The 19708-nt window shown below is 67.8% G+C and carries 17 protein-coding genes; 5 read left to right on the top strand and 12 right to left on the bottom strand.

What is annotated here, in order from left to right; all coding sequences use genetic code 11:
- Positions 1-34: 34 nt before the first annotated feature.
- Positions 35-1156: an LpqN/LpqT family lipoprotein gene (locus A5759_RS06190; protein ID WP_068195185.1), complete on the bottom strand. Its 1122-nt coding sequence runs from the start codon at positions 1154-1156 to the stop codon at positions 35-37.
- A 177-nt stretch (positions 1157-1333) separates the two neighbouring features.
- Here A5759_RS06190 and leuS point away from each other — a divergent pair, with 177 nt between their 5' ends.
- Both leuS and A5759_RS06180 read left to right on the top strand, forming a co-directional pair.
- Complete coding sequence (gene leuS, locus A5759_RS06185) at positions 1334-4177, top strand: leucine--tRNA ligase (RefSeq protein ID WP_068195180.1); 2844 nt, start codon at positions 1334-1336, stop codon at positions 4175-4177.
- Between the two features lie 98 nt (positions 4178-4275).
- Positions 4276-5133: a type IV toxin-antitoxin system AbiEi family antitoxin domain-containing protein gene (locus A5759_RS06180; protein WP_068195178.1), complete on the top strand. Its 858-nt coding sequence runs from the start codon at positions 4276-4278 to the stop codon at positions 5131-5133.
- A gap of 45 nt (positions 5134-5178) precedes the next feature.
- Here the strand turns inward: A5759_RS06180 and A5759_RS06175 are convergent, their stop codons facing one another.
- Entirely contained in the window at positions 5179-5844 is a 666-nt protein-coding gene (locus A5759_RS06175) for an SDR family oxidoreductase (RefSeq protein WP_066843287.1), read from the bottom strand.
- Positions 5845-5897: 53 nt separating this feature from the next.
- Between A5759_RS06175 and A5759_RS06170 the strand changes: the two genes are divergently transcribed.
- Positions 5898-7238, top strand: a complete 1341-nt coding sequence (locus A5759_RS06170; protein ID WP_068195246.1) for an amylo-alpha-1,6-glucosidase — start codon at positions 5898-5900, stop codon at positions 7236-7238.
- A 4-nt stretch (positions 7239-7242) separates the two neighbouring features.
- Here A5759_RS06170 and A5759_RS06165 read toward each other — a convergent pair whose 3' ends face one another.
- From A5759_RS06165 to A5759_RS06120, 10 genes are all read right to left on the bottom strand, one after another.
- Entirely contained in the window at positions 7243-7689 is a 447-nt protein-coding gene (locus A5759_RS06165; protein ID WP_066843289.1) for a MarR family winged helix-turn-helix transcriptional regulator, read from the bottom strand.
- Between the two features lie 77 nt (positions 7690-7766).
- Complete coding sequence (locus A5759_RS06160; protein WP_068195175.1) at positions 7767-8510, bottom strand: amino acid ABC transporter ATP-binding protein; 744 nt, start codon at positions 8508-8510, stop codon at positions 7767-7769.
- Positions 8510-10240, bottom strand: coding sequence for an ABC transporter substrate-binding protein/permease (locus tag A5759_RS06155; protein ID WP_156616833.1), 1731 nt, complete (start codon positions 10238-10240; stop codon positions 8510-8512). The genes A5759_RS06160 and A5759_RS06155 overlap by 1 nt, the downstream gene beginning before the upstream one ends.
- 99 nt (positions 10241-10339) lie before the next feature.
- Positions 10340-11017, bottom strand: a complete 678-nt coding sequence (locus A5759_RS06150) for a GntR family transcriptional regulator (protein ID WP_068195171.1) — start codon at positions 11015-11017, stop codon at positions 10340-10342.
- Between the two features lie 52 nt (positions 11018-11069).
- A complete protein-coding gene (locus tag A5759_RS06145) occupies positions 11070-11870 on the bottom strand; it encodes an LLM class F420-dependent oxidoreductase (protein ID WP_068195168.1) in 801 nt (266 codons plus the stop codon).
- Between the two features lie 105 nt (positions 11871-11975).
- On the bottom strand, positions 11976-12875 hold the full coding sequence (locus A5759_RS06140) for an alpha/beta fold hydrolase (protein ID WP_068195165.1): 900 nt from the start codon (positions 12873-12875) through the stop codon (positions 11976-11978).
- A gap of 94 nt (positions 12876-12969) precedes the next feature.
- Positions 12970-14046 carry an inositol-3-phosphate synthase gene (locus A5759_RS06135; protein ID WP_064395143.1) on the bottom strand — a complete coding sequence of 359 codons (1077 nt, stop codon included), beginning with the start codon at positions 14044-14046 and terminating at the stop codon, positions 12970-12972.
- Between the two features lie 47 nt (positions 14047-14093).
- A complete protein-coding gene (locus A5759_RS06130) occupies positions 14094-14648 on the bottom strand; it encodes a PadR family transcriptional regulator (protein ID WP_064346166.1) in 555 nt (184 codons plus the stop codon).
- A gap of 113 nt (positions 14649-14761) precedes the next feature.
- On the bottom strand, positions 14762-15616 hold the full coding sequence (locus A5759_RS06125; protein WP_068195162.1) for a DUF1707 domain-containing protein: 855 nt from the start codon (positions 15614-15616) through the stop codon (positions 14762-14764).
- 23 nt (positions 15617-15639) lie between these two features.
- Positions 15640-16473, bottom strand: a complete 834-nt coding sequence (locus A5759_RS06120; protein WP_068195159.1) for a thioesterase family protein — start codon at positions 16471-16473, stop codon at positions 15640-15642.
- 128 nt (positions 16474-16601) lie between these two features.
- Between A5759_RS06120 and A5759_RS06115 the strand changes: the two genes are divergently transcribed.
- Together A5759_RS06115 and A5759_RS06110 are read left to right on the top strand one after the other, a co-directional pair.
- Entirely contained in the window at positions 16602-17027 is a 426-nt protein-coding gene (locus A5759_RS06115) for a DUF5318 domain-containing protein (RefSeq protein ID WP_064346105.1), read from the top strand.
- A 211-nt stretch (positions 17028-17238) separates the two neighbouring features.
- A complete protein-coding gene (locus A5759_RS06110; RefSeq protein WP_068195155.1) occupies positions 17239-19659 on the top strand; it encodes a transglycosylase domain-containing protein in 2421 nt (806 codons plus the stop codon).
- Positions 19660-19708 lie beyond the last annotated feature (49 nt).

Below are 19708 nucleotides of genomic sequence, written 5' to 3'. Positions count from 1 at the left end.
CCCCCGGGCGCCAGGCTTCGCCCGGGGGACGGGCCTAACCCGGCAGGCCCGGCTGGGTTCCCAGCGCAGTCGCGCTCGGGGACCGCGGGGCGGCCGGCGCCGTCGCTGCTGACGGCGGATTCGACACCGGCGATGCCGCGCCGGGAGCGGCCGGGGCGGGTGCACCGGGGGCGGCAGGCGCAGCGGGGGGTGCTGCGGCGGGCGCCCCGGGGACCGTCACCCGGAAACCGTTGACGATTGCGTCCGTGGCCTCAGCGGCCGGGACAACCTGGTCGACGCTCGTGGTGACGGACAGCGACACCAGATACTTGTCCGGTCCGGCCACGGCGATGACGTGACGCCGCGAGGTGTTCAGCGTCATGTTGTTCTCGCGGTAGGTTCCCTCGATCAACGCCGACGGCATGCCCCCGAACTCGGCCAGCGACGCGTCGGTGCTGCGCCATGCGGGCAGCTGCTGGCTGTCGATGAAGCCGTGGCTGATCGCCTCTTTGGGGTCGAAGTCGCCGACGAGCTTGTACACCACGACCTGAGCGTTCGAGGTGTACAACCCGTTGCCGCCGACCCGGTCCGCGATCACCGCGAAGGCATCGGGGACGTTCGGGTCCGGGACGTGCTCCCAGCCGCGCGGCATCGGCAGCACGATGGTGAGCGCCTTGAAGTCGCGGCTGTTCTGTGGCTCGAGTTTGACCCCCTTGTCGGAGAAGAACTCGGTGAGCGTGCCGGAGGTGGCGGGCATGATCGTCGCGACCGGCGCCGGGGGGACGGGTTGGGCGGCCAGGCCCGGGGCCGCGGTACCGGCCGGTGTCGCCGCGCCCGCCGGAGTGGCCGCGCCCGCTGGCGTTGCCGCACCGGGAGTCGCCGCGCCCGCCGGAGTCGCAACGCCTGCCGGAGTTGCTGCGCCGGCTTGGGCCGCCGCGCCGGCCGGAGTCCCCGCGGTGGCAGACGTCACACCCGGTGCGGTCACCCCCTGTTGGGTGAGGGGCTGGGCGTTCGGTGTGACCGTGACGGTCTGCGTGACCGTGGGCAACGCGGGCTGGGGTGGCTGCGGAACGAGAGGTTCGGCCGATGCGGTCGTGCCCGCAAAGCCGAGGACGCCGGCGGTGGCGGTGGCCACACTTGCGGCCAATATCCGCCAGCGAGGGGCGATCTCGATCATCTGCGTCGGTCCTTCCGAGCTGCACGGGAAGAGGTCAGGCGCTGACTGTATCGACCCGCGAAGCACGGCGACCAGCGTCGGAATCGACCTGCAACCGTGTTCTGACTTCCCCGCAATGCAACCGAGACCGACCCGTGGCCGAAGCACCGCGAATATCGGTGCTTATACCCTGTTCACGTGACAGACGCGCCGACCACAGACACCCCGCAGCACCGCTACACCGCGGAGCTGGCCGGGCAGATCGAGCGCACCTGGCAGCAGCGGTGGGCCGACGCGGGGACCTTCCACGTGCCGAACCCCGTCGGGTCGCTGGCGCCCGCCGACGGTTCGCCGGTGCCCCCCGACAAGATGTTCGTCCTGGACATGTTCCCGTATCCGTCGGGTGAGGGCTTGCATGTCGGGCACCCGCTCGGTTACATCGCCACCGACGTCTACGCCAGGTACTTCCGGATGACCGGGCATAATGTGTTGCACGCCTTGGGGTTTGACGCGTTCGGTCTGCCCGCCGAGCAGTACGCCATCCAGACCGGGACGCATCCCCGGATTCGCACCGAGGCCAACATCGTCAACTTCAGGCGCCAGCTGGGCCGGCTGGGGTTCGGTCACGACTCGCGCCGCAGCTTCGCCACCACCGACGTCGACTACTACAAGTGGACGCAGTGGATCTTCCTGCAGATCTACAACGCGTGGTTCGACCCAACCGCACAGAAGGCCCGGCCGATCGTGGAACTGGTCGAGCAGTTCGAGTCGGGGGCGCGCAGCCTCGGCGACGGCCGGTCGTGGACGGACCTGTCGAAGGGTGAGCGCGCCGACGTCATCGACTCGTATCGGCTGGTCTATCAGTCCGACTCGCTGGTGAACTGGTGCCCGGGGTTGGGCACGGTACTGGCCAACGAGGAGGTCACCTCCGACGGCCGCAGCGAGCGCGGGAACTTCCCGGTGTTCCGTAAACGGTTGCGGCAGTGGATGATGCGCATCACGGCGTACTCCGATCGCCTGCTCGACGACCTCGAACTGCTGGACTGGCCGGAGAAGGTCAAGACCATGCAGCGCAACTGGATCGGCCGGTCGACGGGGGCATCGGTCTTGTTCGGCACCGAGGTCGGGGACATCGAGGTGTTCACCACCCGCCCCGACACCCTGTTCGGCGCGACGTACATGGTGCTGGCACCCGAGCACGAACTAGTCGACAAGGTGGTCGCCGACCAGTGGCCCTCCGGTGTCGCCGAGCGATGGACGTACGGCGCCGCGACGCCCGCCGAAGCCGTCGCCGCCTACCGCGCGGCGATCGCGGCGAAGTCGGACCTGGAGCGGCAGGAGAACAGGACCAAGACCGGTGTGTTCGTCGGCGCGTATGCGACGAATCCCGCCAACGGTCAACGCGTGCCGATCTTCATCGCCGACTACGTTCTGCTGGGCTACGGCACCGGAGCTATCATGGCGGTGCCGGGACACGACCCGCGCGACTGGGAATTTGCCAACCAGTTCGGGCTGCCGATCGTGGAAGTCGTTGCCGGCGGCGATGTCTCGCAGGACGCGTACACCGGAGAAGGCGAGATCGTCAACTCCGACTACCTCAACGGGCTGAGCGTGGCCTCGGCGAAGGAGGCCATCACCGCGCGGTTGGCGGCAGAGGGTCGCGCCCGGGAGCGCGTCGAATACAAGCTGCGCGATTGGCTTTTCGCGCGTCAGCGGTACTGGGGCGAGCCGTTCCCGATCGTCTACGACGAGGACGGCCGCGCGCACGCGCTGCCGGAGTCCGCGCTGCCGGTCGAGCTGCCCGACGTACCCGACTACTCGCCGGTGCTGTTCGATCCCGACGACGCCGACAGCGAGCCGTCGCCGCCGCTGGGCAAGGCCACCGACTGGGTGAACGTCGAGCTGGATCTCGGCGACGGGCTCAAGCGCTACACCCGCGACACCAACGTGATGCCGCAGTGGGCCGCCAGCTCCTGGTACGAGCTGCGTTACACCGACCCGCACAACTCAGAGGAGTTGTGCGCCAAAGAGAACGAGGCCTACTGGATGGGGCCGCGGCCCCTCGAACACGGAGCCGACGACCCGGGTGGTGTCGACCTGTACGTCGGCGGCGTCGAGCACGCGGTGCTGCACCTGCTGTACGCGCGGTTCTGGCACAAGGTGCTCTACGACCTCGGCCACGTCAGCTCCTCTGAGCCCTACCGCCGGCTGGTGAACCAGGGCTACATCCAGGCGTTCGCCTACACCGACTCCCGCGGCGCATACGTGCCCGCCGCGGAAGTGGTTGAGCGGGAGGGCAAGTTCTACTGGCCCGGCCCTGACGGTGAAATAGAGGTCTTCCAGGAGTTCGGGAAAATCGGCAAGAGCCTGAAGAACTCGGTCTCACCCGACGAGATCTGCGACAACTACGGCGCGGACACACTGCGGGTTTACGAGATGTCGATGGGGCCACTGGAGGCGTCGCGGCCGTGGGCCACCAAGGACGTCGTGGGCGCACACCGGTTTCTGCAGCGGGTGTGGCGCCTGGTGGTCGACGAGGAGACCGGCGCCAACCGCGTCGCCGAACACGAGGCGATCGACGAGCCGACGCTGAAGTTGTTGCACCGCACCATCGCCGGAGTGTCCGACGATTACACGAGCCTGCGCAACAACACCGCGGCGGCCAAACTGATCGAGTACACCAACCACCTGACCAAGGAGGGGGTGACGGCACGCGCGGCGTTGGAGCCGCTGGTGTTGATGGTCGCGCCGCTGGCCCCGCATCTGGCCGAGGAGTTGTGGCGTCGCCTGGGTCACGAATCGTCGCTGGCGCAGGGCCCGTTCCCGGTGGCCGACCCGCAGTATCTGGTCGAGGAGACCGTCGAGTACCCCGTGCAGGTCAACGGAAAGGTGCGCGGCCGGGTGACGGTCGCCGCGGACGCGGATGCCGACGCGCTGGAAGCCGCCGCGTTGGCCGACGAGAAGGTTCAGGCGTTCATCAACGGCGCAACGCCGAAGAAGGTCATCGTGGTGGCCGGCCGCCTCGTCAACATCGTCGTCTAACGCGCGATTTCGGTGTAGTTGGTTGCGACTGGCGCAACCATTGACACCGAAATAGCGGCACAGGGAACCGGAGGAGCGGTTGCCGCGTCCATCACTAAGTGCTCAACGCTCATCTCCGTCGGCACGACGGTGTGCTGACGCTCGGCCAGGCTCGCCTCATGGGGATGAGCAGGTCCGCCGTTCACAGGCGCGTGCGGTCCGGACAGTGGCGGCAGTGCGCACGCGGCGTCTACTTCGTCGACGACCGGCCATTCAGTGACGCCGCGCGTATACGCGTCGGGGTGTGGAGTTGCGGGGAGACTGCCGTCGCGAGCGGCTTGACAGCTGCGTGGTGGCACAGCCTCACCCGCTTCGCACCGAATCTCGTTGACGTCACCATGCCTCGCAACGGCAGCGGCCGAGCTCCCAGCGGCGTGAGGATGCGCCGCCGGAACCTCGCATCCGAGGACATCGTCGAATGCAAGGGGCTACGCGTCACCTCCCGACCATTGACCGTTCTTGAGGCCGCCGTCCGGACACGCGATGGCGCAAAGATCATGGATCGCGCACTCCAGGCGGATGTAGCGCTGCGGGATCTGTGGCGCGCCCAACTCCGCAACAAGGGCCGCTACGGTTCACCGGCGGCGCGCGTACTTCTGCAGGCGGCGTCGGACGGCGCGCGGTCGACGGCCGAGCGGCTGCTGCTCAGGCTGCTCCGGGAGGCCGGGATCACCGGGTGGCAAGCGAACTACCCGGTGGGCAAATATCGCGTCGACGTGGGATTCAAGGGCCAGAAGGTCGCCATCGAAGTTGACGGCTTGGCGTTCCATATCGGTTCTGACGAGTTCCATCAGGATCGGGTGCGACAGAACGACATAACCCTTCTGGGGTGGCAGGTGCTGCGCTTCACCTGGCTCGACCTCACGGAGTACCCCGACCGCGTGATAGCGCTCATCAAATCGGCGATTTCGGTGTAACTGGTTGCGCCTGCCGCGACAAACTACACCGAAATCACCGAACTACTAGCGGGGGCGGACGATGACCTCGTGCATGTGGGCGTCGGGCGGGGTGTGCACCGCATCGGCGATCACCTTCGCCACACTCTGCGGGCTCAGGAACCGCGACGGGTCGTACTCGCCGCCCTCGTAGGCGACCAGACCCTCCTGCATTTCCGTGGCGATCCGGCCCGGGTGCACCGACGTCACCCGCAGCGACGGCTCATCGGCACGCAGTGAGTCGGCGAACGACCGCAAGGCGAACTTGCTGGCCGAGTACGACGCCAATCCCGGCGACGCGTTGATCCCCGACCCCGAGTTCACGAACAGCACGTGTCCGCCCGCGGCCCGCAACGCCGGCAACAGCGCGAGCGTAAGGGCAACCGCGCCAATGACATTGACCTCCATGGAGGTGCGCCACTCGTCGACGGTGGACTCGGCGACCCGGCCAGGGAACGCCACGCCCGCGTTGTGGATCAGCACGTCGAGCTCGATGATCGGCTCGACCGCGGCCTCGATACCGGAGACGTCAGCCAGGTCGATCGGCCACGTGGTCGCGCCGAACTGCGCGGCGACCTCGTCGAGCGCCGCCGACGGTCGCCCGGCCAGAAACAGTGTGTGGCTGTCGGCGAGCGCCGTGGCGATCGCCGTCCCGAGCCCCCGTGAGGCGCCCGTGATCATCGCGGTCGGCATGTCGAAACCCTACCGACCTGCGTTCGGCGGCGAAGCGTCGCATCATGGAACGGATGCCACCCGACCACAGCTTTGCGCCCACCCAGCTCGCGGCCCGCGCCGCGTACCTGCTGCGGGGTAACGACCTGGGCACGATGACCACCGCGGCACCGCTGCTGTACCCGCACATGTGGAGCTGGGACGCGGCGTTCGTGGCGATCGGGCTGGCCCCGCTGAGCGTCGAGCGCGCGGTCGTCGAACTCGACACCCTGCTCTCGGCGCAGTGGACCAACGGGATGATCCCGCACATCGTCTTCGCCAACGGTGTCGACGGCTACTTTCCCGGCCCGGCGCGCTGGGCCACGTCCGCACTGGCCGCGCACGCACCCCGCAACCGGCACACGTCCGGTATCACCCAGCCGCCGGTGCACGCGATCGCCGTGCAGCGCATCCTCGATCACGCCCGCACCCGCGGCCGCTCCACCCGCGCTGTGGCCGAGGCGTTCCTGGACCGCCGCTGGTCCGACCTCGTCAAGTGGCACCGCTGGCTCGCCGAGGCCCGCGACCCGAACGAACACGGCCGCGTCACGCTGTACCACGGCTGGGAGTCGGGAATGGACAACTCGCCGCGCTGGGACAGCGCCTATGCCAACGTGATTCCGGGCAACGTGCCCGAGTACCAGCGCGAGGACAACACGATCGTCACCGACGCGACCCAGCGTCCGTCCGACCTCGAGTACGACCGCTACCTGTGGTTGCTCGAGGAGATGAAGTCGGCCCGCTACGACGACGAATTGCTGCCCAAGGTCATGAGTTTCGCGGTCGAGGATGTGTTCGTCTCAGCTGTCCTCGCGGTCGCCTGCGACGTGCTCGCCGAGATCGGCGAGGACTACGGCCGCCCCCGCGCCGACGTCCGCGACCTCTACGCGTGGGGCCAGCGGTTCCGTGACGGCGTCATCGACGCCACCGACCAAAGAACCGGCGCAGCACGGGATTTCGACGTGCGAACCGGCAAGTGGGTGGCCACCGAAACGGTCGCGCAGTTCGCCCCGCTGCTGTGCGGCGGTCTGCCCCACGACAAGGAACGCACGCTGGTGAAACTGCTGGAGGGCCCGCGCTTCTGCGCTCACCCCGACCTCAAGTACGCCTGCATTCCGTCCACCTCGCCGGTGTCGCGCGAGTTCCGCCCGCGCGAATACTGGCGCGGGCCGGTGTGGCCGGTGATGACGTGGCTGTTCTCGTGGTGCTTCGCGCGCCGCGGCTGGGCCGAACGCGCGCGTCTGCTGCGCCAGGAGGGACTGCGCCAGGCCAGCGACGGGACGTTCGCCGAATACTACGAACCCTTCACCGGCGAGCCACTGGGCAGCATGCAGCAGTCGTGGACGGCGGCCGCGGTCCTGGACTGGCTCGGTTAGCCCGCTACTCGGCCAGCCGCTCGAGCGGGTCGATGGCCTTGGTCAAAGTCTCGATGTCCTCCGGGCTCAACCGCGACAGCAGGCTGGCCAGATGCGCGCGCCGAACCTCGAGGGCCTCCTGGTGCTGGGCGCGACCCTCCGGGGTGATGTCGACGAGCACCGCCCGCAGGTCGGACGGGTCGCGGGAGCGCTTGACGAGGCCCAGCTTCTCCAGTCGGCGGATCGCCACCGTGGTCGTGGGCGTGCGAACACGCTCGTGGGCGGCCAGGTCGGTCATCCGCATCGGGCCCTGCTCCAGCAGCGTGAGCAGGATCGAGAGCTGGGCCAACGTGAGGTCTCCCGCGTCGGTGCGGCTGGTGTCGCTGCGACGCAGCACGGAGAACACGCGGGACAGAACCCGCTGCAGCTCTCCTGACAGCTCCGCGACCTGCGGTTCTACGACTTCCGCCATAATTTCGGCAGTCTAACCTGTCAGGTGATGCCAGGTTGCGTGACGGACGCGTTAGTTCAAAGTCGTCAGAGGCCCGGTTACAGCACCTGCGAGAGGAACCGCTGCAGACGTTCGGTTTCGGCCGCATCGAAGATCTGCTCCGGCGGTCCGGCCTCGACGACCTTGCCGTGATCCATGAACACCACGGCATCCGAGGTCGATCGGGCGAAGCCCATCTCGTGGGTCACCACCACCATGGTCATGCCGTCGGAGCCGAGGTCGGCGATCAGCGCGAGGATGCCCTTGACCAACTCCGGGTCGAGCGCCGAGGTCGCCTCGTCGAAGAACATCACCTGCGGCGCCATCGCCAACGCCCGCGCGATCGCCACCCGCTGCTGCTGCCCGCCGGACAGCGTCGTCGGTCGCACGTCGGCCTTGTTGCGCAAGCCGACGCGCTCCAGGTGCGCCAACCCGAGCTCGCGGGCCTCCTCGGCGCTGAGCCGCTTGAGCTTGCGCGGCGCGAGGGTCACGTTGTCCAGGACGCTGCGGTGCGGGAACAGGTTGAAGTTCTGGAAGACCATCCCGATGCGTTGGCGCAACTGGTCGGGATTGTCGGCGAGCACCGAGCGGCCGTCGAGCAGGATGTCGCCGCGGTCGGGCTCGTGGAGGCGGTTCAGCGTGCGCAGCAGGGTGGACTTGCCCGACCCCGACGGCCCGATCACCGCGGTGGTGCTGCCCGCGGGCACGTCGATGTCGACCCCGCGCAGCACCGGGTTGGGGCCGAACGATAGGTGGATGTCGTTGGCGCTCAACGACACCGGATCGAAACCGGACGTGCGCATCAGATCATCTCCTGAGACGTCGCCATCGGAAGCGGATCCTCCTCGGAGGGCTTTCGCCCTCGTCGCAACCGGTTGTCGATGTAGTTGACCAGATGCGTCAGCGGCACGGTCAGCATCAGATAGAAGAAGCCCGCGGCCACCAGCGGTGACAGGTTGCCGGTCTGCGCGTTGAGGTCGCGCCCGACCTGGAACAGCTCACGTTGGTCGGCCACCAGCCCGAGGAAGTAGACCAGCGACGAGGCCTTCAGCAGCGAGATGAACTGGTTCATCAGCGCGGGCAGCACCCGTCGCACGCCCTGGGGTATCACGACCAGCTGCATCGATGCGGTGTACGAGAAGCCAAGTGCGCGTGAGGCTTCCATCTGGCCGGGCTCGACGCTCTGGATGCCGGAACGGAAGATCTCGCCGACGTAGGCCGCGGCCATCAGGCCCAGCGCGGCGATGCCCAGCGGAAAGGGGTTGTTGCCGGTCAGGCCGCCCACGATGGGCCCCACGCCGAGGCCGATCAACAAGATGATGACCACCTCGGGCAGGCCACGGAAGATGTCGGTGTACACCCGCGCCGGCCACCGCAGCCAGCGGTGCCGCGAGATCCCCGCGACCGCCAGCAGCATCCCCAGCACCAGGCCGATGACGGCTGCGCTGACGGTCAGGATCAACGTATTCGGCAGACCGGTTTTCAACAGGTCGGGAATCGCCTGCCGGTACAGGTCCCAGTTCAGAAACGAGTCCTTCAGTTGAGCCAGCGCCGATTTCGGCGCCGCAGGCCCGGTCGCAGGTTGCTGGTTCTCGGCGGCGATCGCGTTGAAGTCCGGCAGTTGCGGCGGTGGAGCCGCCTTGGACCCCGGCTTCCAGCCGGGTGGCAGCGCCCGCGGAACCCACTCCGTGTACAGCCGCGCCCAGGTGCCGTCGGCGATCACCGCGTCCAGCCCGGAATTCAGCGCGTCGATGAGCGGGCGGTTCTCCGTGGCCACCGCCCATGCGACGAAATTGTCCAGACTGAAGGTGTTTTCGATGATCTCGGCCGGATCCCCGGGCTGCACGGTCCCCGACGCTTGTTGGGACGGGGCCACCCACGCGTCGATCTGCCGGGTCTTCAGGCTGGCGTAGACGGTGTTGTAGTCCGGGTACTTGACGGGCTCCAAGCCCAGGGTGTCGATGACGTACGACTCCTGCACGGTGCCTTGCACCACGCCGATGCGCTGCCCGGGGGCGAGCTTGTCGAAGCCGGTGATCGGCGACCCGGTGGGTACGACGAGCGAAAAGTAGCCGAAGTCATAGCCGTTGGTGAAACCGACGGTGCGGCGACGTGGCTCGGTCGTCGTGATCGACGAGGACCCCACGTCGAAGCGGCGCGCCGCCACCTGGGCCAGCAGCCCGGAGAACTCGGTGCCGACGAAGTTGATCCGCAGGCCCAGCTTGTCGGCGATCGCGCGCAGTACCTCGTTGTCGAAGCCGGTGAACTGGCCCTCCGAATTGATGCAGATGCTCGGTGGCGCGTCCGACAAGGTGCCGACGGTCAGCGTGCCCGGCTGGATCAGTCCCAATGCGTTCACGTCCACCGCCGCGACTGGCACCACGGATGGCGTGGTGTACCGGTCCTCGTCGGGCCCGGTCGCCGCCGCGGCCAGGTTGGTCGGAAGCGCGCTGGCGCTCTCGATGCCGGGAGGTGCGCACTGGTCCACGTTGGCGTGCGCGGGCCCGGCCACGCCGACGCCGGTCACCAGCATCGCGACGAGCGCCACCACGAAGATGTTGCCGAACCGCGCGAACGGGGTCATCTCTGCAACGTATCGGTCAGGGCCGCACGTTCGCCGGGTTGGGCTCGATCAGAACGTCACCGGCGAGGTGCCCGCCCCGCGCAGCACACCCCGTCGGACCAGTTCGGTGACCATGATGCGGCCCATCGCCTCGCTGCGGGCGACGCAGGCGTTGCGGGCGGCCTCCTCGTCGCCGCCGCGGATTGCGGCGGTCTCGTCCTCGTAGAACGGCAGCATCTCGTCGTGATCGCTCAGATATGTCACCCAGAACGCTCGAGGCGTGAAGGCCTGGACCGATCGGATCAACGCCGTCAGCCGCGGGCCTGCGTACGCGTCGGTGATCACGGTGCGGTACTGCCATGCGGCGTCGTAGAAGGCGCGCGACTCCCGGGTGCCGCGCAGCGTGTCGGTCAGCGCGCCCAACCGGTCGAGGACGCCGGGATCCGGTTCGGCGGCGGCGCGCGCCGACGCCATGCCGGTCAGGAAGCCGTGCAGCTCATGGTGCTCACGCACGAACGCCTCGTCGAAGCGTTCTACGAAGGCACCGCGGTGGTACCGGGTGGACAAGATGCCGTCGTGTTCCATCTGCACGACGGCCTCTTGAATCGGCACGCGCGACAAACCGAGGTCTTGTGCGATCTCGTTGCGGTCGATCCGATCACCCGACCGGAGCTTGCCGGTCAGGACCAGGTTCACGACGTGCGCGACCACAAGGTCTTTTTCCTTGACCCCATACTTTTTGGGCATGGCGGCGACAGTCTCTCACGCACCACGCCTCGCCGGGAGGGGTTACGCCGGTTCAGCCGCCTTCGTTTCGACGACGGTCGCGCCACCGGACCAGCGCCTCGGCTTCGGACAGGTCGTAGTCGGGTCCGTTGACCCCGACGGTCAGCATCGTGACGCCGAGGTCGGCGAGCGCGTCGGCCTCGCCGATCAGGGCCTCGGCGGTCTTGCCCGATACGCCGGCCGACCGCTCGATGGCGTTCGGATCGCGGCCCACATCGGCGCAGTGGCCCGCCAAAACCTCGGCCTTGCGCGGATATTCGCCGCTGTCGGAGAAGCTGTGCCAGATGTCGCCGTACTCGGCGACCAGACGCAGCGTCTTCTTCTCACCGCCGCCGCCGATCAGGACGGGGATGTCGCGGGTGGGCTGCGGATTGAGCTTGGAAAGACGCGACGTGATGCGCGGCATCGCCTCGGCGAGGTCGTCGAGCCGGCTGCCTGCGGTGCCGAACTCGTAGCCGTACTCGTCGTAATCCTTCTGCTTCCAACCCGAACCGATGCCCAGGATCAGGCGGCCGTCGCTGATGTGGTCGACGGTGCGCGCCATGTCTGCCAGCAGCTCGGGGTTGCGGTACGAGTTGCAGGTCACCAGCGCACCGATCTCGATGCGCGATGTTTGCTCGGCCCAGGCGCCCAGCATGGTCCAGCATTCGTAGTGGGCACCGTCGGGATCGCCGTAGAGCGGGAAGAAGTGGTCCCAGTTGAACGCGACGTCGACACCGAGGTCCTCGCAGCGTCGGACCGCGTCGCGGATATGGCTGTACTTCGGGGAGTGCTGCGGCTGCAGTTGCACGCCGACACGGATCGGATAGCTCACGCTTCAACCGTACGCAGCATCCTGCGCCCCACTCGCGAGCGGCCGTGTCTGTCCGGCGACACGCCGCCGATCCGCGAACAATTGCGGTCGCTCGCGCCGCGCGAGCTATTCGGCCAGAACCGCCCGCAGGATTTCGATCAACTTGCCCGGCTGATCGCTCTGCACTGAGTGTCCGGAATCCTCGACGATCTGTACGTCCTTGAATCCCGGTGCACGACGGGCGAACTCGGCGGCATCGTCGTCGTTGACGAAGAACGAGTTGGCGCCGCGCACCAACGTCGTCGTCACCTCCAGCCGCGGGACGTCGTCCCACAGCCCTTCGAAGCCCTCGCCCTTGCGCATCTCGTCGTAGCGCCAGGTCCAGGTGCCGTCGTCGAGCCGCTTGGCGTTGTGGAACACGCCGCGCCGCAACGATTCCCGGTCTCGGTGCGGCGCCGCAGCGACCGTCTTGTCCAGCATCGCCTCGAACGAGGGGAAGATGCGGTCACCCTGCACCAGAGCGACGGTGCCCTTCTGCGCCTCGGTCATCTGGGTGTGTCGCTCGGGCGCCGACGGCGTCACATCGACCAGCACCAGCCTGCGCACCAGGTCGGGCGCCGCGACGGCCAGACGCAACGCCGTCAGGCCGCCCAGCGACATGCCCACCACCAGTGAGGCGTCGGAAGCCAGTGTGCGCACGACGGGTTCGATCGCGACGGCGTTGTTCTTCGGGCCGTAGTCACCGTCCTCGCGCCACGCCGACCGGCCGTGCCCGGGCAGGTCGATAGCCAGCGCCGGCTCGCCCAGCCCGACGATCACGGTGTCCCAGGTGTGCGCGTTCTGTCCGCCGCCGTGCAGGAAGACCACCCGCGGCGAGGCGTCGCCGAACTTCAGGGAGCTGATCGGCCCGGCGTCGATACGCTTCACCGGCGGCACCGCCTCGACACCGGCCTGGCGCGCGTTTTCCCGCAGGAAGGTGAACTCGTCGAGCGCAGCCAGTTCGTCGTCAGGCGAGATGTCGGTCATCAGGTGACCCTACAAAACGCCGAAACCGACGTAGTGGCGGTCCGCACTCGCACAAATCCGCCAAAACGTCGGTTTCGGTATCGACGAAAGAGCCTCAGCCCTCGATGAAGGTTTCGAGCTGCGCCCGGGCCACATCATCGGGCAGCTGCTTGGGCGGGCTCTTCATCAGGTAGGCCGAGGCCGCCTCGACGGGGCCGCCGATTCCGCGATCGAGCGCGATCTTCGCCGCGCGAACGGCGTCGATGATGACACCGGCCGAGTTCGGCGAATCCCACACCTCGAGCTTGTACTCCAGGTTCAGCGGCACGTCACCGAACGCGCGGCCCTCGAGCCGCACGTAGGCCCACTTGCGGTCGTCGAGCCAGCCGACGTGATCGGACGGGCCGATGTGCACGTCCTTGGTCTTGAACTCACGCTGCAGGTTGGAGGTGACGGCCTGAGTCTTGGAGATCTTCTTCGACTCCAGCCGCTCGCGCTCGAGCATGTTGAGGAAGTCCATGTTGCCGCCGACGTTGAGCTGCATGGTGCGGTCGAGCTGCACGCCGCGGTCCTCGAACAGCTTGGCCATCACGCGGTGGGTGATCGTCGCGCCGATCTGGCTCTTGATGTCGTCGCCGACGATCGGGACACCGGCGTCGGCGAACTTCTTGGCCCACTCCGGGTCGGAGGCGATGAACACCGGCAGCGCGTTGACGAACGCCACGCCGGCGTCGATCGCGCACTGGGCATAGAACTTGTCGGCTTCGTCCGAGCCGACCGGAAGGTAGGACACCAGGACGTCGACCTCAGCATCCTTGAGCGCCTTGACGACGTCGACGGGGTCGGAGTCGGAGACCTCGATGGTGTCGGCGTAGTACTTGCCGATGCCGTCGAGCGTCGGGCCGCGCTGCACGGTGACGTTCAGCGGCGGCACGTCGGCGATCTTGATGGTGTTGTTCTCTGACGCGAAGATCGCCTCGGACAGGTCGAAGCCGACCTTCTTGGCGTCGACGTCGAAGGCGGCGACGAACTTGACGTCGCGCACGTGGTAGGGGCCGAGGCGCACATGCATCAGGCCGGGCACGGTCGCCGTCTCGTCGGCATCGTGGTAGTACTGCACGCCCTGTACGAGCGAGGACGCGCAGTTGCCCACGCCGACAATCGCGACCCGCACCTCTCCGTTGGATGACATGACGTCTCTTCCCTTCGTAATCCCTGTCGTAATTGGTTCGGTTCTGCCTAGGGCTGCACAGTGTTGTCTGAGCGCCCTTGGCTCAGACGTTCCGCCGCTATCAGCTCGTTGAGCCACTTCACCTCGCGCTCGCTCGACTCCAACCCCAGCTGATGAAGCTGCCGGGTGTACCTGTCGATTGAGCTGCTGGCCCGCGCAACGGCTTCACGCAGACCCTCGCGGCGTTCCTCCACCTGACGACGACGCCCCTCCAGGATCCGCATCCGGGCCTCGGCTGGGGTGCGGTTGAAGAAGGCGAGATGGACACCGAATCCGTCGTCGGAGAAGTTCTGTGGGCCCGTATCGGCCACCAGTTCCGAGAAGCGCTGCTTGCCCTTCTCGGTGAGCTGGTAGACGCGTCGCGCCCGGCGCATCTTCGGGGTGCCGTCCGGCGCTGCATCCTCGACGATCAGCCCGTCGTTCTGCATGCGCCGTAAGGCGGGATAAAGCGATCCGTACGAAAATGCGCGGAAGGCGCCAAGCAACCCCGTCAATCTCTTGCGAAGTTCGTAGCCGTGCATCGGCGATTCCAGCAGGAGTCCCAGGATGGCGAGTTCCAACACTGAAGACACCCCCTTTGCTGGTCCGTTACGGCGGTTCGACACCTCGCACCATAGTATCGCGCCGATATATTCGGCGCGAACGTTGGGTTACCGTCGCGCGAACGCTGCGGGCCTCAGCCGGGGTAGTTGACCTGCTTGACCGTGCCGTCACCGGCCAGTTCGATGTAGCCGCTGCCGTAGTCGCTGGACACGTAGACGTCGATGGACAGTGCCCCGGGAGTGGTCGGGTCGGTGGCCGGATCGATGGACAGATAGGTGCTCGTGACGTCCTCGGGTTTCATGCCGAGCGTCTCCGGGGCCCCGCGCAGAACGCCGACGACCGTCTTCGCGTCGAACTTGCCCAGGTCGACCTCGACGGCATCGCTGGTCTTCGAGGACGACGAGGGATCGTCCCAGCCGCCGCGGTAGGTGTAGATCAGTTCGCGGCGCTCCTCGTTCGGATCCGGCCGGGTCAACGACGCGTAATCCGGATAGACGATGAGCCGGTAGCCGTTGGTGTCGCCGAACCGCTGCTTCATCTGTTCGAGCAGACCCGTCAGGCCGCCGAGCGAGTGCAACTGCTTGGGCGGGGTCAGCACCACCGGGGTGATGCCGTCGGACTTCGCACCCGGGTCGGAGGTGAAGTTCAGCGGCGACGGGGTGTTGCCGTAGAGACCCCATCCGATCGCGATGCCGAGCACCACCAGCACACCGGCCACCGCGAGACGCAGACCCCAGCCGCTGCCGGCCATGGGCAGTACCCGCGGCTTCTTCAGCGTGGGCAGTTGCACCGGTGCGTTGTTGGTCTGAAGGTCGGCCACCAACGCCTGCAGCTCGCCGAGCGTGGTCGCGGTCGTCGCCGCCTTGACTCGCTCGCCGTGCTCGGTCATCGACAGCTGGCCCTCGGCCAAGGCGCTGTCGAGAATCTGGCACGTGTCGTTGCGGTCGCTGTCTTTGGCCCGCGTCGCCGATGTCTGCCGGGTTGCCACGCCGATGATCGTAGAAGCAAAAGTCAGCGGATGAGTCCCTGTGAAGTCATCACGGCCAGCAGCGATCCGTCCGAGCCGCGCAGCGAACCGTAGGCCGAGACACCTCCGCTGGCGACCGAACCCCGCGCCTCGAGCAGCCGCCATGCGGTGGACGGCACCAGGTGCGCCCCGGGCTGCCACACCAGGCTTAGGTCCAGACTCAGCAGCCAGGCGTCGACGAATCCGCTGACCTTGCCCGGCGCATCGAAGAGGTGTGCGTCCGCGTGCAGGACGTCGGCGATCTGCGGATGGGTAAGCGGGTCCCCGGGCGAATCGCTTTCGGCGCTCACCCACAGCGCCACCTCCGGCCGACGGTCCGCGAAGCGGGTCAGGCTGGCCGGATAGTCCAGGCCGCGCCGATGGGCGAACCGCAGCGACCGGTACTCCTGGCCGATCCAGTCCAGCGGGGGCGCCGACTCCGGTTCCGGCAGCGGGACGGCGTAACGCTCGAAGGGGACGGGTGCATCGACCGATGGTGGTCCGAGCCAACCGTCGGCGAACCAGCTGTTCGCGATGAGAATGGTGCGCTCCCGCTGGCGGATGGTGGCCTCGACGGCCGCGGCGGTACGTCCGCCGCGGATGCTGCGGACGTCGATCTCGAGCGGGCCGGGCGTTCCGGCGTCGACGAAGGTCACCGACAGCGACGCCGCCGCCGGCCGACCGCTGTGCGCGAACATCGCGGCCAGCGCCAGTGCGGAGGTATAGCCGCCGAAGGCCCGACCGTCAAAGCACCACTGTTCGCCGAGGTCGCGGGTGAATCGGCTCGAGCCTTCACCGGAGGGCCCACCGTCGAGGGCGAAGTCGCGCCCGTCCAACATCGAGTCTCCTCAAGTTCGCCGCACACGGCCGATTGCTGTTGCCGTCGGTCCAGATCAGACACCTTAGAGAGGGGCGTGACCGTGCCGTCACGCTCCGGTAGTCGCATCGCCGACGTACTCTGGTCCTCGTGCGATTGCAGCGACAGGTGGTGGACTACGCACTTCGGCGACGGTCCCTGCTGGCCGAGGTCTATTCGGGACGCACCGGCGTCTCCGAGGTCTGCGACGCCAATCCCTATCTGCTGCGCGCCGCCAAATTCCACGGCAAACCCAGTTCGGTGACGTGTCCGATCTGCCGGAAAGAACAGCTCACCCTGGTGTCGTGGGTATTCGGCGACCATCTTGGCCCGGTATCGGGTTCCGCACGAACGGCCGAGGAGTTGGTCCTGCTGGCGTCCCGATACGACGAGTTCTCCGTACACGTGGTGGAGGTATGCCGCACCTGCAGCTGGAATCACCTGGTCAAGTCGTACGTGCTCGGTGCGGTCCCACCACCCAAGGGAAAGCCCGGCACTCGAACCGCGCGCTCACGGGCGCGCACGGCCAGTGAATAGCGAAGGGCGCCACGACCGGTCAGTCAACGATGTCCGTTCAGGACACGGGGCTGATGGCGTGAGCGCGCCGAAACCCAACACCGGCGACGGCGGCCGACGCCGGCCTCCTGGGGAGGCACCGCAACAGCGCCCCGCCGCCGACGCACCCCCGCAACGCCCGTCCCCCGACGGACCGCAACACCGACTGCCGGCGGATTCCCGGACACGGCCGATGCCGCCCGACGACCGGCACACCTCGGTGCTGCCGCCGGTGCGCGAGGCCCGTCCGCCGCACCTGCGCGATCCCGTCGACGTCGTCAAGGCGGCGCTGGACGGCACTCCGACGCGTAAACCCCCGACGCCGCCACCTCCGCCGCCCCGACCGCCGGGCGGGGGTGGGCCTCCGAGCGGCCCGTCGGGTCCGCGGCGCGGGCTGCCCAGCCAGATCAACTGGACGTGGGTGCGTCGCGGCGGCCTCATCGCGGCGGCGGTGTTCATCGTGTTGCCGCTCATCACGTTCGGAATGGCTTACATGATCGTCGACGTCCCCAAACCCGGGGACATCCGCACCAACCAGGTGTCGACGATCTTGGCCAGCGACGGCAGCGAGCTCGCGAAAATCGTTCCGCCCGAAGGCAACCGTGTCGACGTCAACATCGACCAGATTCCGGTGCAGGCGCGCAACGCGGTGATGGCCGCCGAGGACCGCGACTTCTACTCGAACCCGGGCTTCTCGTTCACCGGTTTCGCGCGCGCCATCAAGAACAACCTGTTCGGCGGCGACCTGCAGGGCGGCTCGACGATCACCCAGCAGTACGTCAAGAACGCGCTGGTCGGTTCCGAGCGCTCCGGCGTCGGGGGCTTGATCCGAAAAGCCAAGGAGCTGGTCATCTCGACGAAGATGTCCGGCGAGTGGTCCAAAGACCAAGTGCTGCAGTCGTACCTGAACATCATCTACTTCGGTCGCGGGTCCTACGGCATAGCCGCTGCCTCCAAGGCGTACTTCAACAAACCGGTCGAACAGCTCAACGTCGCCGAGGGCGCGCTGCTGGCCGCGCTGATCCAGCGGCCGTCGGCGCTCGACCCGGCGGTTAACCCCGAGGGCGCCACGGCGCGCTGGAACTGGGTGCTCGACGGCATGGTCGAGATCGGCGCGCTGTCGCCCGAGGAGCGGGCGGCGCAGGTGTTCCCGGCGACGGTCCCGCCCGACCTGGCGCGCTCGCAGAACCAGACCACGGGGCCCAACGGCCTGATCGAACGGCAGGTGCAGAAGGAACTGCTCGAGCTCTTCGACATCAACGAGCAGACGTTGAACACCGAAGGCCTGCAGATCACCACGACCATCGACCCGAACGCGCAGCGGGCGGCGGAGGAGGCCGCTTCGGAGTACCTCGAGGGCCAGGACCCCGACATGCGCACCGCGATCGTGTCGATAGACCCCCGCACCGGTGGGGTGAAGGCCTACTACGGCGGCACCGACGCCAACGGTTTCGACTTCGCCCAGGCCGGTCTGCCGACGGGGTCGTCGTTCAAGGTGTTCGCGTTGGTCGCGGCGCTGCAGCAGGGCATGGGCCTGGGCACCCAGGTCGACAGCTCGCCGCTGGAAGTCAACGGCATCAAGATCACCAATGTCGAGGGCGGCGGCTGCGGCACGTGCAACATCGCCGAGGCGCTGAAGCGTTCACTGAACACCAGCTACTACCGGCTCATGCTGAAGCTGAAGAACGGTCCGCAGGACGTCGCCGACGCCGCGCACCAGGCCGGCATCGCCGAGAGCTTCCCCGGCGTCGAGCACACCCTGTCCGAGGACGGGCAGGGCGGTCCGCCGAACAACGGAATCGTGCTGGGCCAGTATCAGTCCCGCGTGATCGACATGGCGTCGGCGTATGCCACGCTGGCCGCCTCCGGCGTGTACCACAAACCGCATTTCGTGCAGAAGGTCGTCAACTCCGAGGGCGAGGTGCTGTTCGACGCGTCGCAGCAGGACAACTCGGGTGAGCAGAGGATCGAGAAGAAGGTCGCCGACAACGTGACCTCGGCGATGCAGCCGATCGCCGCTTACTCCAACGGTCATGCGCTGGCCGGCGGTCGCCCGTCGGCGGCCAAGACGGGCACCAACCAGCTGGGCGACACCGACAGCAACCGCGACGCGTGGATGGTCGGCTATACGCCGTCGCTGTCCACCGCGGTGTGGGTCGGCACCACCGACGGCACCAAGCCGCTGGAAAACAAGTGGGGCTCACCGGTTTACGGCTCCGGTCTGCCGTCGGACATCTGGAAGGCAACGATGGACGGCGCGTTGGAGGACACCGAGAACGAGTCGTTCCCCAAGCCCGAGGAGATCGGCGGCTACGCCGGTGTTCCGCAGGCGCCGCCGCCGCCGTCGACGACGGCTCCCTCGACGGAGGTCACTCCGCCGTCGCAGACCGTCATCCAGCCGACGATCGAAGTGGCGCCCGGCATCACGATTCCGTGGGGTCCGCCGACGACGGTCCCGGTGGCTCCGCCGCCGGGCGGCACCGAACCCGGCGCCCCGGTGCCGGGCGGTCCCGCGCCCGGCGTTCCCGCGCCAGCGCCGGCACCCGTCGGAGCGCCGCCGCCCGCACCCGTTGGAGCACCCCCGGCGCCAGGCGCGCCGCTACCGCCTCCGTGACCGAAGTGGGGGGCGAGGAAACCGGCGAGCCGTCGACGACCTCGCCGCA

It is taken from the genome of Mycobacterium sp. 852014-52144_SCH5372336 (assembly GCF_001665615.1).
Classification (GTDB): domain Bacteria; phylum Actinomycetota; class Actinomycetes; order Mycobacteriales; family Mycobacteriaceae; genus Mycobacterium; species Mycobacterium neumannii_A.
Note: the sequence above shows the minus strand (reverse complement) of the source record. Positions and strands in the feature narration are given on the sequence as shown.

Excerpts from the sequence above, each read along its gene's own strand:
- A5759_RS06190 (WP_068195185.1), bottom strand. The coding sequence starts at position 1,156 with ATGATCGAGATCGCCCCTCGCTGGCGGATATTGGCCGCAAGTGTGGCC.
- A5759_RS06175 (WP_066843287.1), bottom strand. The coding sequence starts at position 5,844 with ATGCCGACCGCGATGATCACGGGCGCCTCACGGGGGCTCGGGACGGCG.
- A5759_RS06170 (WP_068195246.1), top strand. The coding sequence starts at position 5,898 with ATGCCACCCGACCACAGCTTTGCGCCCACCCAGCTCGCGGCCCGCGCC.
- A5759_RS06165 (WP_066843289.1), bottom strand. The coding sequence starts at position 7,689 with ATGGCGGAAGTCGTAGAACCGCAGGTCGCGGAGCTGTCAGGAGAGCTG.
- A5759_RS06160 (WP_068195175.1), bottom strand. The coding sequence starts at position 8,510 with ATGCGCACGTCCGGTTTCGATCCGGTGTCGTTGAGCGCCAACGACATC.
- A5759_RS06155 (WP_156616833.1), bottom strand. The coding sequence starts at position 10,240 with ATGCTGGTGACCGGCGTCGGCGTGGCCGGGCCCGCGCACGCCAACGTG.
- A5759_RS06150 (WP_068195171.1), bottom strand. The coding sequence starts at position 11,017 with ATGCCCAAAAAGTATGGGGTCAAGGAAAAAGACCTTGTGGTCGCGCAC.
- A5759_RS06140 (WP_068195165.1), bottom strand. The coding sequence starts at position 12,875 with ATGACCGACATCTCGCCTGACGACGAACTGGCTGCGCTCGACGAGTTC.
- A5759_RS06135 (WP_064395143.1), bottom strand. The coding sequence starts at position 14,046 with ATGTCATCCAACGGAGAGGTGCGGGTCGCGATTGTCGGCGTGGGCAAC.
- A5759_RS06120 (WP_068195159.1), bottom strand. The coding sequence starts at position 16,473 with ATGTTGGACGGGCGCGACTTCGCCCTCGACGGTGGGCCCTCCGGTGAA.
- A5759_RS06110 (WP_068195155.1), top strand. The coding sequence starts at position 17,239 with ATGCCGCCCGACGACCGGCACACCTCGGTGCTGCCGCCGGTGCGCGAG.